Annotated in this window: 10 protein-coding genes; 4 read left to right on the top strand and 6 right to left on the bottom strand. The window is 70.7% G+C overall.

Annotated features, from left to right (window positions below; all coding sequences use genetic code 11):
• The first annotated feature begins 255 nt into the window (after positions 1-255).
• A complete protein-coding gene (locus IF12_RS0120775) occupies positions 256-1446 on the top strand; it encodes an amidohydrolase (protein ID WP_035749886.1) in 1191 nt (396 codons plus the stop codon).
• A 602-nt stretch (positions 1447-2048) separates the two neighbouring features.
• Here IF12_RS0120775 and IF12_RS0120770 read toward each other — a convergent pair.
• Positions 2049-2492, bottom strand: coding sequence for a gamma-glutamylcyclotransferase family protein (locus IF12_RS0120770; RefSeq protein ID WP_030161908.1), 444 nt, complete (start codon positions 2490-2492; stop codon positions 2049-2051).
• Positions 2493-2555: 63 nt separating this feature from the next.
• Here IF12_RS0120770 and IF12_RS0120765 point away from each other — a divergent pair, with 63 nt between their 5' ends.
• Positions 2556-3941, top strand: a complete 1386-nt coding sequence (locus tag IF12_RS0120765) for an NAD(P)H-quinone dehydrogenase (RefSeq protein ID WP_030161906.1) — start codon at positions 2556-2558, stop codon at positions 3939-3941.
• Positions 3942-3995: 54 nt separating this feature from the next.
• Here IF12_RS0120765 and IF12_RS0120760 read toward each other — a convergent pair whose 3' ends face one another.
• The 4 genes from IF12_RS0120760 to IF12_RS24450 form a co-directional block, all read right to left on the bottom strand.
• Positions 3996-4991 (bottom strand): hypothetical protein, encoded by a 996-nt coding sequence (locus IF12_RS0120760; RefSeq protein WP_133884432.1) that lies wholly within the window; start codon positions 4989-4991, stop codon positions 3996-3998.
• Between the two features lie 236 nt (positions 4992-5227).
• Positions 5228-6661: a GuaB1 family IMP dehydrogenase-related protein gene (locus tag IF12_RS0120755; protein WP_030161902.1), complete on the bottom strand. Its 1434-nt coding sequence runs from the start codon at positions 6659-6661 to the stop codon at positions 5228-5230.
• Positions 6625-8634 carry a biotin carboxylase N-terminal domain-containing protein gene (locus tag IF12_RS0120750; RefSeq protein ID WP_081913808.1) on the bottom strand — a complete coding sequence of 670 codons (2010 nt, stop codon included), beginning with the start codon at positions 8632-8634 and terminating at the stop codon, positions 6625-6627. The genes IF12_RS0120755 and IF12_RS0120750 overlap by 37 nt, the downstream gene beginning before the upstream one ends.
• A 200-nt stretch (positions 8635-8834) precedes the next feature.
• Positions 8835-9509: a PadR family transcriptional regulator gene (locus tag IF12_RS24450; RefSeq protein WP_051704694.1), complete on the bottom strand. Its 675-nt coding sequence runs from the start codon at positions 9507-9509 to the stop codon at positions 8835-8837.
• A gap of 144 nt (positions 9510-9653) precedes the next feature.
• Between IF12_RS24450 and IF12_RS0120740 the strand changes: the two genes are divergently transcribed.
• Together IF12_RS0120740 and IF12_RS0120735 are read left to right on the top strand one after the other, a co-directional pair.
• Positions 9654-10622: a daunorubicin resistance protein DrrA family ABC transporter ATP-binding protein gene (locus IF12_RS0120740; protein WP_030161896.1), complete on the top strand. Its 969-nt coding sequence runs from the start codon at positions 9654-9656 to the stop codon at positions 10620-10622.
• A gap of 1 nt (position 10623) precedes the next feature.
• Positions 10624-11385, top strand: a complete 762-nt coding sequence (locus IF12_RS0120735) for an ABC transporter permease (protein WP_030161894.1) — start codon at positions 10624-10626, stop codon at positions 11383-11385.
• A gap of 171 nt (positions 11386-11556) precedes the next feature.
• Here IF12_RS0120735 and IF12_RS0120730 read toward each other — a convergent pair whose 3' ends face one another.
• Complete coding sequence (locus IF12_RS0120730; protein ID WP_035749863.1) at positions 11557-12834, bottom strand: nucleotide sugar dehydrogenase; 1278 nt, start codon at positions 12832-12834, stop codon at positions 11557-11559.
• Positions 12835-13061 lie beyond the last annotated feature (227 nt).

Genomic DNA, 13061 nt, shown 5'->3' with positions numbered 1-13061 from the left:
GAGTGCGATCGGATTAAGCTTGCCCAATCGCCTTCCATTGGCTTTGATCCTCGAACGCGAATTGCGAGGCGCGAAGAAATGTACACGCTCACTGCGGAGAAAGTCGTCGAGATGGGTACCGCCACGAAATCCAATGAGCCGCTGCCGAGTGCGATCGCGCCCGAATCGTGTCTCGTGGTACCGGCCGCACTGCCCACTCTCGATAAGGCTGTTGGAGACACAGCATCCGGCCAGACCGCAATGGAGCCGCAGGCCATGCCCACATCGCTGCCCGATTTCCTCGACGGCTGGCTCGCAGCGCACGAGGAGGAGATCGTCGCCGTCAGGCGCCACATCCACGCCAACCCGCGCCTGTCGCGCCAAGAGCACGACACCGCGGACTTCGTGGCCGCGCGCCTGGTCGAAGCGGGCCTCCAGCCGCGCCTCATCCCCGACGGAACGGGCCTGACCTGCGACATCGGCACCGGTGACCGGATCATCGCGATCCGCGCCGACATGGACGCCCTCCCGATCCACGACCCGAAGCCGGTCCCGTACCGCTCCACGGTCGACGGGGTGTGCCACGCGTGCGGGCACGACGCCCACACCGCGATGCTCCTCGGCGTCGGCCGCGTCCTCGCCGACCTCGAACGCCGCGAGGGCCTGCCGGGGCGCTTCCGCCTGGTCTTCCAGCCGTCCGAGGAGCAGTTCCCCTCGGGCGCGCCCACGATGATCAAGTACGGGGCGCTCACCGGCGTCGACGCGATCTTCGCGTTCCACTGCGACCCGCAGTTCGAGGTCGGGCAGGTCGGCGTGCGAAACGGGCCGCTCACGGCCGCGTGCGACGTGATGGAGGTCCGCATGCAGGGCCGCGGCGGGCACACCTCCCGCCCGCACCTGACCTCCGACCTGGTGACCGCCATCGGGCGCGTCGTGGTCGACGTGCCCGCGCTGGTGAACCGGCGCCTGGACCCGAGGCAGTCGGTCGCGATCGTCTTCGGGGCGGTGCAGGCCGGGGAGGCCGCGAACGCGATCCCGCAGGAGGCGCTCGCGCGCGCCACGGTGCGCGTGCACGGGCGCGAGACCTGGGAGATGATCCCGGACCTGGTGCAGGAGGTGACGCGGTCGGTGGCCCGCGCCTCCGGCGTCGAATGCGAGATCGAGTACCGCCGCGGCGTGCCGCCGGTGGTCAACGACCGCTCCGCGTCGGCGATGCTCGCCGGCGCGACGGCCGCCGCGCTCGGCGAGGGCGCCGTGGCCGAGGCGCCGATGTCCATGGGCGGCGAGGACTTCGCGTACTACCTGGAGCAGGTGCCCGGGGCGATGGCGCGCCTCGGCGTCGGCCGCCCCGGTGAGCGCCTCGACATCCACCAGGGCAACTTCGACATCGACGAGCGCGCCCTCGGGCACGGCGTCCGCGTCATGACCCACACGGTCCTGGCCGCTTCGGTGAACCCGGCGTTCTGAGCTTCGGCGAACGGTTGCGGGGGAGGCGCGAAGCGCCTCCCCCGCAACCGTGAAGCGGGGAAGAAAAAACGTGAACGGAGTGTCCGGGCAAATCGGACATCGCAAGCACCCCGACACGACCGTAGCGCGCAGGACCGACACGGGCCCTTGACATGAGGCCAGGTCGCGAATAGCGCTGCCGCAGAAGGACCCAGCGCGTCCACAGGGCGCCGCTGAACCGGAAGCGCGTCGAACGCGCCCGACACGGGATTCCGCCGACACGGGACTCAGCGCAGGTGCGTTGCCGCAGGGTCAGGCGTGTCGCTCGGCCTCAGCACCGCGAGTGCGATGCGTCGCCCAGTGTGGTGCGTTGCTCCAGGGTCAGGCGCGTCGCTCGGCCTCAACACCGCGAGTGGGGTGCGTCGCCCAGCGTGGTCCGTTGCCGCAGGGGCAGGCGCGTCGCTCGGTTTCTGCACCGCGAGTACGGTGCGTGGCCCGGCGTCGGGACCGCCCGTGCCGCATGTCGTTCGGCTCTCGCACCGTTCGCGTGGTGCGTCTTTGCAGCGCCGCCTACGTGTCGCAGTGCCGCCGACTGTCTCAGCGCCTCCGGTCTGCGACCGTCGCTATTCGGCGGTGGGGCGCTTGCGCAGGGCTTCCACGTAATCCTGCGGCGCGCCACCGGCTTCGGCCGCACGCATGATCTCGTCGAGGTACCACTGGCTCGGCAGCCCGCCCTCGAAGCCGTCGAAGACGTACAGCCACACTTGGCGGTTCGCCTCCAGCGTCGCCGCCTGCGTGTTCATCCTCCGGTAGAGCCCCGAGTTCAGGCCCTCCAGCTCGTCGAGCACTTGGCGGTCGGCCGGGTCGAGGTCGTAGAGCGACACGAAGACCCGTTCGCCGGGGGCCTCGACGACGGTCGCGACCGCCGACTCCCAGCCCAGGTCAGCGCCGGCGAACGTCAGTCGCCAGCCCTCCAGCCAGCCCGTGCCCACCAACGGCGAGCGCGGGCAGGTCGCACGCATGCGTGCGGGGTCGAGATTCGAGCCATACGCGGCATAGAGATGCACGACTCGAAGATACCCTTAAACCAGCCCGCACTGAAGCATCCCGAACACCGAAAGGCGCGCCCCGTGACACGAGTAGCGATCATCGGCGGAGGCCCGGCCGGGTACGAGGCCGCCCTCGTGGCGGCCCAGCTCGGCGCTGAGGTCTCCCTCATCGAGGCCACCGGGGCGGGCGGCGCCTGCGTCCTCTCCGACTGCGTCCCTTCCAAGACCTTCATCGCCGCCTCCGCCGTCCTCACCGAGATCCGCGAGTCCAGCGAGCTCGGCATCGGCACCAAGGAGGCCACGGCCGACCCCGGGGCCGTCAACGGCCGGGTGCGCCGCCTCGCCACCCAGCAGTCGGCCGACATCGCGCAGAAGCTCGTCGACGCCGGCGTCGAGATCGTCTACGGGCGCGGCGCCCTCCGCGTCGACCAGGCCTACAACTACGTGCACGAACTCCACGTCGTCCCGCTCGAAGGCGAGCCCTACGACGCCGACGCCGACGTCGTCCTCATCGCCACCGGCGCCACCCCCCGCACCCTCACCTCCGCCCCCGTCGACGGCGAGCGCATCCTCACCTGGCGCCAGCTCTACGACCTCAAGGAGCTGCCCGAGCACCTCATCGTCGTCGGCTCGGGCGTCACCGGCGCCGAGTTCGCCTCCGCCTACCTCGCGATGGGATCGAACGTCACCCTCATCTCCTCGCGCGACCGCGTCATGCCCCACGAGGACGCCGAGGCCGCCGAGACCGTCGGGCGCGTCTTCGTGCGCCGCGGCATGGACGTGCGCAACCACTCCCGGGCCGCCGCCGCCCGCCGCACCGAATCGGGCGTCGAGGTCGAACTCGACGACGGCACCGTCGTGGAGGGCAGCCACGCCCTCATCTGCGTCGGCTCGATCCCCAACTCCGACAACCTCGGCCTCCACGCCTACGGCGTCAAAGTGGACGACCGCGGGTTCATCCCCGTGGACAAGGTCTCCCGCACCAACGTGCCCGGCGTGTACGCCGCCGGCGACGTCACCGGCGTCCACGCCCTGGCGTCGGTCGCGGCCATGCAGGGCCGCATCGCGATCTGGCACGCCCTCGGCGAGGCCGTGCGCCCCATCAAGCTCCCGCACGTGGCCGCGAACGTGTTCACCGACCCCGAGCTCGCCTCGGTCGGCGTCACCCAGGCCGACGTGGACTCGCGGAAGGTGGACTGCCGCGCGGTGCTCCTGCCGTTCGCGTCCAACCCGCGCGCCAAGATGGTCGACCGCACCGAGGGCTTCGTGAAGCTCTTCGCGTGGAACTCCTCGGGCATCGTCGCCGGCGGCGTCATCGTCGGCTCGCGGGCCTCCGAGCTCATCGCGCCGGTCGCGCTCGCGGTGGAGCAGCGCCTCACCGTCGAGCAGGTCGCGCGGGCCTTCACCATCTACCCGTCGCTGTCGGGATCGGTCGCCGAGGCTGCCCGCCAGCTCATGGAGTTCTGAGCGTGAACGAGTGCGGGCCCGCGGTGATCACCGCGGGCCCGCACTCGTCGTCTTCTACTCGAAGGTCTCGACCCGCAGGTGGCGGATGAGGTGGACGTCGGTGGCCCCGCCGGTCGAGGCCGCGAAGCCGATCTTGAAGGTGTCGGGCGCCTCGAAGGGCATCTCGGTCTCCAGGACCCGGTGCCAGCCGTCGCCGTCGAGGAAGTCGATGTCGACGGTGACCTTCGGGTGCGTGCCCTCGGTGACCTTGAGCTTCACCTTCCGCTTGCTCTCGTCGAGGGTGTCGGCGCGCAGGCTCGCGGCCAGCGGCGACCCGTACAGCTCGCCGTCCCCGGCGGTGCCGACGACCTCGTCGGTGGCGGTGGACGCCAGCAGGCAGTAGCCCTCGGTGCCCTGTCCCGGCCCGCGCAGGACCACGTTGTCGGGGGCGCGGTTGAAGGGGACCTGCAACTGCTCGGGCGCGCGGTACTCCTCGGGGCAGCCGTTGCCGCGGCCCTCGGTGTCGGCCGAGAAGTTGCCCCACGCGTCCAGTCCCAGGCCGAGGTAGGCGCCGTCGACGCCGGGGAGGTCGCCGTGCTGGGCGTAGCCGAGGCTCCCGCCGAAGGCCCCGGCCTCGGTGAGGTCGGTCTCGCCGTCGACGAGGAAGAACGAGATGCCGTCCGCGCCGGTGCCGCCGTACTGGTACTGGGCGAAGGTGACCTCGATGCCGCCTTCGTTCGGCAGCGCCTGGTTGAGGATCGCGGCGCCGGTGTTGATCGTGCTCGCGTCGGTGAGCTGGAGGTACCCGGGGACCTTGCCCGATTCGGGGACGTCCCCTTCGGCCTGGTCGGCGCAGGAGCCGAAGCCGTTGATCCCGACCGGGTCGCTCGCGCCGGTCAGGCACGCGCCGAGGGAGAGCGCCGCGGCGGGCACGTCCTCGCCGTTGCTCGTCATCGGCGCGTTGAACAGCATGACCTTCTTCTCTTCGGCCGCACCGGCGCCGGCGGGCAGCGCGGCGAGGGCGGCGGCGAGCATCATCGAACCGGCCGCGAACATGGCAGTACGTTTCACTGGAGCTCCTTCGATCCTGGCTCGCGGACCGTCGACTTCCACCGGTCGGGTCCGCTCGGGCAAGGGCCCCGGAGAGCGGGGCCGAATACAGAGCGAAGCTATCCGAGAACGCCCTGCCGCGAAGGCGGTTCGGGCAATTGAGGACGGTCCACACGAGACCGTCCAGGGCGGGCACCGGACGAGACGCCGCGGGCCGCAGACATCGTCTGCGGCCCGCGGCGTCTCTGCTCTTGCGGCTACCAGGAACTGGGGACGGGGGCGCCTTCGGTGTAGCCGGCCGCGGACTGGACGCCGACGGCGGCCCGCTCGTGGAACTCCTCGAGGTTCGTCGCCCCCGCGTACGTCGCGGCCGATCGCACCCCGGCCACGATCGAGTCGAGGAGGTCCTCGACCCCGGGCCGCTTCGGGTCCAGGTACATCCGCCCCGTCGAGATGCCCTCCTCGAACAGTCCCTTGCGGGCCTGCTCGAACGAGGACTCGGCGGCGCTGCGGGCCTTGACCGCGCGCGCCGAGGCCATCCCGAAGGACTCCTTGTACGGCTTGCCGTCCGCGTCGTAGTGCATGTCGCCGGGCGATTCGTGGGTCCCGGCGAACCACGAGCCGATCATGACGTTCGAGGCCCCCGCGGCGAGCGCGAGCGCCACGTCCCTGGGGTGGCGCACGCCGCCGTCGGCCCACACGTGCCTGCCGAGCCGCCTGGCGGTCGCGGCGCATTCGAGGACCGCCGAGAACTGCGGGCGGCCCACCCCGGTCATCATCCGGGTCGTGCACATCGCGCCCGGGCCCACGCCGACCTTGACGATGTCGGCGCCGGCCTCGATCAGGTCCGTCGCGCCCTCGGCGGTGACGACGTTGCCGGCGGCGATCGGCAGGTCCGGCGCGGCGTCGCGCACGACCTTGAGCGCGTCCAGCATCCGCTCCTGGTGCCCGTGGGCGGTGTCGACGACGATCACGTCGGCCCCGGCCTCGACCAGGGCGGCGGCCTTGCCGCTCACGTCTCCGTTGATGCCGATCGCGACCGCGATCCGCAGCCTGCCGTCCGCGTCGGTGTTGGGCCGGTAGATGGTGTTGCGCAGCGCGCCGGCCCGGGTGAGCACGCCGTGGAGGGTGTCGCCGTCGAGCACGGGCGCGAGTTTGACGTTGGCCGCCTCCAGGGTCCGGAAGGCCTCGGCGTCGGAGACGCCCAGCGGCAGCGTGACGAGCCGGTCGGAGGCGACCTGCTCCAGTTGCGTGAAGCGGTCGACGCCGCGGCAGTCGGCCTCGGTGACCACGCCGAGCGGGCGCCGCTCGGAGTCGACGACGATGACCGCGCCGTGCGCCCGCTTGGGGAACAGCGCGATCGCCTCGGCGACGGTCGCGGTCGGCGGCAGGGTCAGGGCCGCGTCGCAGTCGAGCGGGCGGGACTTGACGCGCGCGATGACGTCGGCGACGACGTCGACGGGGATGTCCTGGGGGATGACGGCCATGGCGCCGCGGCGCGCGAGCGTCTCGGCCATGCGCCGCCCCGAGACGGCGGTCATGTTCGCGGCGATGATCGGGATGGAGTTGCCGGTGCCGTCGGCGCTCGACAGGTCGACGTCGAGTCGCGAGGACACCGACGAGCGGCCCGGCACCATGAACACGTCGGAGTAGGTCAGGTCGTGGCCGGGATGTCCGTCGATGAAGCGCATGGCAGATCCCCCTGTAGGGAGTGGTCGAGGTCCCCGCGGCCTAGGCCCCGGCAGACGCGGTCCGGCGGTCGGGGCGCGGCGGCGAGGTTCGGCGGTCGGGTCCGGCGGCGTTCGGCCGCCGCCGGGAACCCTAACCCGGATTCGGTCGAGAGCAGCAGTGCTTGTGTCGCGGCCATGCCTGTGTCGTTGGGCACAGCACTGCCCATTGTCCCCCCTCGGCGCCGCGGTTGTAAGTCCGCGATCTGACAGATCGGCGCACCCGCGGCGACGACGTCGCCGATGGCGACCTCCAGCCCCGAGACCGTGCCGGACTTGTGCGCCTCGATGGGCTGCTCCATCTTCATGGCCTCCAGGACCACGATCGTGTCGCCCTTGACGACCGTCTGGCCGTCGGCGACCGCGACCTTGACGATGGTGCCCTGCATCGGCGAGGGCAGGCCGTCGCCGCCGATGGCCGGCCCGGCGTCGGACCGCTTCTTGGTCCCGCGCTTCTTCGGCTTGTTCGAGGCGACCGGGTTGAGCAGGCCGGCCGGGATCGACACTTCGAGGCGCTTGCCGCCGACCTCGACGACCAGGTTCGCGCGCTCCTCGGCCTCGCCGCCCGCCGCGGCCGCGGCGTCGAACGGTTCGAGCGTGTTGTCCCACTCGGTCTCGATCCACCGGGTGTGGACCGTGAAGTCCTCGGCGAACGCGGGGTCCTCGACGACGGCGCGGTGGAAGGGGATGACCGTGGCGATCCCCTCGACCTCCAGCTCGGCGAGGGCCCGCCGCGAGCGGCGCAGGGCCTCCTCGCGGGTGGGGGCGGTGACGATGACCTTGGCCAGCAGCGAGTCGAAGTTCCCGTCGATGACGGTGCCCTCCTCGATGCCGGTGTCCACGCGCACGCCCGGCCCGGCCGGGAGCCGCAGCTTCGTGACCGCGCCGGGGGCCGGCAGGAACCCGCGGCCGGGGTCCTCGCCGTTGATGCGGAACTCGATGGAGTGCCCGCGCGGCTCGGGGTCGGACTCGATCGGGACGGCCTCGCCGGAGGCGATGCGGAACTGCTCGCGCACGAGGTCGAGCCCGCTGGTCTCCTCGGAGACGGGGTGCTCGACCTGGAGGCGGGTGTTCACCTCGAGGAAGGAGATGGTGCCGTCGACGGCGACGAGGAACTCGACGGTGCCCGCGCCGTGGTAGTCCGACTCCTTGCAGATGGCCTTGGCGGCCTTGTGGATCACCTCGCGCTGCTCGTCGGTGAGGAACGGCGCGGGGGCCTCCTCCACGAGCTTCTGGTGGCGGCGCTGGAGCGAGCAGTCGCGGGTGCCGACGACGATGACGTTGCCGTGCGTGTCGGCCAGGACCTGCGCCTCGACGTGGCGGGGCCGGTCGAGGTAGCGCTCGACGAAGCACTCGCCGCGCCCGAACGCGGCCTCGGCCTCGCGGACGGCCGACTCGAACAGGTCGGGGATCTCCTCGCGCTCCCGGGCGACCTTGAGGCCGCGGCCGCCGCCGCCGAAGGCGGCCTTGATCGCGACGGGCAGGCCGTGCTCGTCGGCGAACGCGAGGATCTCGGAGGCGTCCTTGACCGGGTCCTTGGTGCCGGGCACCAGCGGCACGTTCGCCTTCATGGCGAGGTGGCGCGCGGTGACCTTGTCGCCGAGGTCCCTGATGGACTGCGGGGTGGGCCCGATCCAGGTGAGCCCGGCGTCGATGACGGCCTGGGCGAACTCGGCGTTCTCGGACAGGAAGCCGTAGCCGGGATGCACCGCGTCCGCCTCGCTGCGCTCGGCGATCCGCAGCAGCTTGTCGATCCGCAGGTAGGTCTCGGCGGCGGTGAGGCCGTCGAGCGCGAACGCCTCGTCGGCCAGGAGGGTGTGAGGAGCATCGCGGTCACCGTCGGCGTAGACGGCGACCGACTCGTAGCCGGCGTCACGGCATGCCCGGATGACTCTCACTGCGATCTCGCCGCGGTTGGCGATCAATACCTTGCGCACGTCCCGCAGTGTAGTGGTCCCGTCTCCGGGTCCGGAGGGACGGCGAAGGCCCCGGCCCGGTCGAACCGGGATATACCGCTCGAACTTTGGTGGTTCTCCACAAGACGGTTTGTGGATTTTTTAGCGTGATCTGTCAAACGATCGTTCAGGTGCGGTCCTCGCCCCTGAAGGCGCCCGCCGGGTCCGCGGCGCGCCCGCGGTCACTCGAAGGTCGACTTCCATTCGCGCACGGCCTCGTTCCGGAAGCCGTCGGAGCGGATCGCCTCGCGCCATCGCTCGGTCTCCGCGGGCCCGGGCTCGCCGCCGAGGTCGAGTTCGCCGCTCTCGATGCGCGCGGCGGTGGTCTCGCACCACTCGGCGTCCACCACGGTGAGGTCCACGTGCCGCTTGAGCATGGCCCGCACGTGCGGGGGCGTGTACGCGGCGGCGTCCTCCTCGGTGTACTCGCCCACGGTGGAGGCCAGGAGCACCGTGAGCGACTCGGCCCTGCCGTAGAGCACCTCGGCGCGCTGCCGCAGCATCGCCGCGCTCTCCGAACCGCTCAGCGTGGGCGCGAACGACCACGCGACGGCGAACGGGTCCTCGGGCGCGCCGACCTCCCACAGCTTCTCGCGCACGAGCCGCTGGAACTCGGTCTCCCCGGCGACGGTGATCCGGTAGGTGGTGCGGGCGGGCCGGTCGTCCACCGATTCGGTGGCGACGACCTCGATGAGCCCGTCGGCGGTGAGGCGCTTGAGCGCGTGGTAGATCGAGCCGGCCCCCACCACGGAGGTCCCGGGCATCCGCCACGAGTCGAGCTCGCGGCGGACGAGGTAGCCGTGGACGGGTCCGAGCCACCGGACCAGGCCGAGTACTAGCAGTCGCGTGCTCCACATGCCTGAATATTATCCTGTTGACCAATTGGTACGCCGCGCCTATACCTGGTTGTGGCCCACTCGAGGCATCATTTATAGTCAAACTTGAACAAGGAAACCGGCCGCCCACAGACGGCCTGGAACGACACCACCCGCGAGGTACACATGCTCATCGAGACCAAGGGGCTGAAGAAGACCTTCAAGTCCCGCGGCAAGGAGGTCGAGGCCGTCCGCGGCGTCGACCTCTCCGTGAAGGAGGGGGAGATCTTCGGACTCCTCGGCCCCAACGGCGCCGGCAAGACCACCACCATGCGAATGCTCTCCACCCTCATCGAACCCACCGAGGGCAAGGTGAGCGTCTGCGGCCACGACCTGGCCCGCGACCCCGGCGGCGTCCGCCGCGACATCGGCTTCGTCGGCCAGGAGGGCGGCACCTGGGGCGAGGTCACCGCCCGCGACGAGCTGGTCATGCAGGGCCGCCTCTACGGCATGTCCAAGAAGGACTCCGCCGCCCGCGCCGAGGTAGTCCTCGAGGCCTTCCAGCTCACCGAGTTCGCCGACCGCATGGTCAAGACCTACTCCGGCGGCCAGAAGCGCCGCCTCGACATCGCCCTCGGCGTCATGCACGAGCCCCGGCTCCTCTTCCTCGACGAGCCCACCACCGGCCTCGACCCGCAGTCGCGCGCCCACATGTGGGACGAGGTGCGGGCCCTGCGCCAGAGGGGCACCGCCGTCTTCCTCACCACCCACTACCTCGACGAGGCCGACGCCCTGTGCGACCGGATCGCCATCATCGACCACGGCGAGATCGTCGCCGAGGGCACGCCCCTCGAACTCAAGAAGGCCGTCGCCGGCGACGTGGTCCTCATCGGCATCACCGACCAGCCCGCCGAGGCCGGGACCCTCCTGGGCGACAAGTCCTACGTCCGCGAGGTCGAGGCGGGCGAACCCGACCCGGCCACCGGCATCGCCGTGCTGCGCCTCTACGTGGACGACGGGGCCGCCGCGCTGCCCGAGCTGCTGCGCGCCCTCGACGCCGCGTCCATCGCCCCCGCGTCCATCGAGCTGCACCGGCCCAGCCTCGACGACGTCTTCCTGAAGCAGACCGGCCGCTCGCTGCGGGAGGAGAACTGACATGAAGGCACTGCGCGACACCTGGCTCGTCTACTCCCGGGCCATGAAGCTCAACCTCAAGCAGCCGGTGTGGCTGGTGGTGATGCTCATCCAGCCGCTGTACTTCCTCATCCTCTTCGCCCCGCTGCTCAACGGACTCGAAGGCACCCCCGGCTTCGAGGCCGGCGCCATGGAGACCTTCGTGCCGGGCCTGATCATCATGATGGCCCTGTTCGGCTCCACCTTCGTCGGCTTCGGCCTCATCGCCGAACTGCGCCAAGGGGTCATCGAGCGGATGCGGGTCACCCCGGTCAGCCGCGTGGCCCTCCTCATCGGCCGCACCCTCTCGACGGTCTCGACCACGCTCATCCAGGCGCTCATCCTCGTGGTCCTCGCCGCCCCGATCGGCGGCCTGACGATCTACTGGCCCGGGGTGTTCCTCATGTTCGGGATCATCATCCTGACCTCGTTCATGCTCGGGGCGCTCTCCTACGGGGTGGCGATCGTGCTCAAGAGCGAGGACACGCTCGCGCCGGTGCTCAACACCGTGGTCCAGCCGATCATGCTGCTGTCGGGCATCATGCTGCCGATGGCGCTGGCCCCGGCCTGGCTCCAGAACGTGGCCGACTTCAACCCGTTCTACTACGCGGTCGAGGCCGCCCGCTCCCTGTTCTCCGGGGACCTGGGCGCCGACGCGATCTGGCAGGCGGCCGTCTTCATCGGCGGCCTCGCGGTGGTCCTGGTCTGGTGGGCCAGCCGCAAGTTCTCCCGCGCCGTCGCCTAACCCCGCGAAGCCGACGACCGCCGCGCACCGGCAGGTGCGCGGCGGTCGTTCACTCTTTCGGGCGACAATTCTCCTAACGACGGTAAGAACGACGGTTTTCTGTCGGACCCCCGCGGGAGAATTGGCCTGGGGTCGCCCCCCTGGGAGGGCGGGGGACTGCCCGGGGGTGGTTCAGAGGGCCTCGACGCCTTCGGCGCCTCGCAGCGCGCCCCTCGTGTCCAGCACCGGCACCCCCGCCGGCAGCGACTCCGGCGCGTACTCCGCGTGGTTCGTCAACAGCACGATCAGATCGGCCTTCGCCGTCGCCAGATCCGTCACCCGCTCCACCTCCTGGCCCGCGACCGACCAGCTCGACACATGCGGATCGTGGTACGCCAACTCGGCGCCCGCCTCGATCAGCTTGCGGCCCACCGGCGTCGAAGGCGACTCGCGCTGGTCGGCGATGTCGGGCTTGTACGTCACCCCGAGCAGCAGCACCCGCGCGCGCGACAGCGCGAGCCCGCCCCCGTTCAGCTTCGCCATCGCCCGGCCCACCACGTACTCCGGCATCCGGTTGTTGATCTCCTGCGCCAGCTCCACGAAACGGAACGGGTACCCGAGCGTCCGCACCTTGTACGACAGGTAGTTCGGATCGATCGGAATGCAGTGCCCGCCCACGCCCGGCCCCGGATAGAACGCCTGGTACCCGAACGGCTTCGTCTTCGCCAGCCCGATCGCGTCCCACAGGTCCACGCCCAGCTCGCGGCAGAACACCGCCATCTCGTTCACCAGCGCGATGTTGACGTGCCGGTAGGTGTTCTCCAGCAGCTTCGCCATCTCCGCCTCGCGAGTGCCCTTGGCCTCCACGACGGTGTCGATGAACGCGCCGTACAGGTCCCTCGCCGCCGCGGTGCACTCCGGGGTCAGGCCCCCGACCACCTTGGGGGTGTTCACGATCCCGTAGACCGGGTTCCCCGGGTCGACGCGCTCGGGGGAGAACGCCAGGCGGAAGTCCTCGCCCGGCACCAGACCCGACTCCTCGCGCAGGATCGGCGCGACGACCTCCTCGGTCGTGCCCGGGTACGTCGTGGACTCCAGGACCACCAGGGCCCCGCGCTGCAAATGCCGCCCCGCCGAGTGCGCGGCGCCGATCACGGCCGCCAGATCGGGCCCGCCGGCCTCGCCCAGCGGCGTCGGCACGCAGATGACGATCGCCTTCGCGCGGGCCTGCACCGACGCGTCCGTGGTGGCCGTGAAGCCCCCGCGGAGCATCCGGTCGAGCTCGGCGTCCGCGATGTCGTCGATATGGCTGGAGCCGGCGTTCAGGGCGTCGACCACCGTCTGCGAGCGGTCGAGCCCGACCACCTTGAGGCCCTTGGCCGTCGCGGCCTGCGCCAGCGGAAGGCCGACATAGCCCTGGCCGACCACGACGAGGTCGACCGGAGGGCCGGAGGGCGCAACAGGTGCCACAATGGACTCCTCAGTGGTTCGATGTTGTGTGCTCATCAGAATGGAATCGACATTAGCAATAACGAGCTATACGCCATTGACCAGGGTAAACGACAACTCATGTTGGCGACTCGTTCATTTCGCGGACACTTGGCGGCAAGCCGATGGTCGATCGGCCTGTTTGTTCACCGAGTGCTCAAGAAGAGTTCACCATTGACCGAATGGCGGACTCGGCCGTGAAACGGCCT

It is taken from the genome of Glycomyces sp. NRRL B-16210, from assembly GCF_000719515.1.
Taxonomy (GTDB): Bacteria; Actinomycetota; Actinomycetes; order Mycobacteriales; family Micromonosporaceae; genus Glycomyces.
The sequence above is the reverse complement of the archived record's forward strand: the minus strand, read 5'-3'. Positions and strand labels throughout refer to the sequence as shown.

Bases quoted from the DNA above. Each gene is read 5' to 3' on its own strand.
- IF12_RS0120775 (WP_035749886.1), top strand. From the start codon at position 256: ATGCCCACATCGCTGCCCGATTTCCTCGACGGCTGGCTCGCAGCGCAC.
- IF12_RS0120755 (WP_030161902.1), bottom strand. From the start codon at position 6,661: ATGCGCTTCATCGACGGACATCCCGGCCACGACCTGACCTACTCCGAC.
- IF12_RS24450 (WP_051704694.1), bottom strand. From the start codon at position 9,509: ATGTGGAGCACGCGACTGCTAGTACTCGGCCTGGTCCGGTGGCTCGGA.
- IF12_RS0120740 (WP_030161896.1), top strand. From the start codon at position 9,654: ATGCTCATCGAGACCAAGGGGCTGAAGAAGACCTTCAAGTCCCGCGGC.
- IF12_RS0120735 (WP_030161894.1), top strand. From the start codon at position 10,624: ATGAAGGCACTGCGCGACACCTGGCTCGTCTACTCCCGGGCCATGAAG.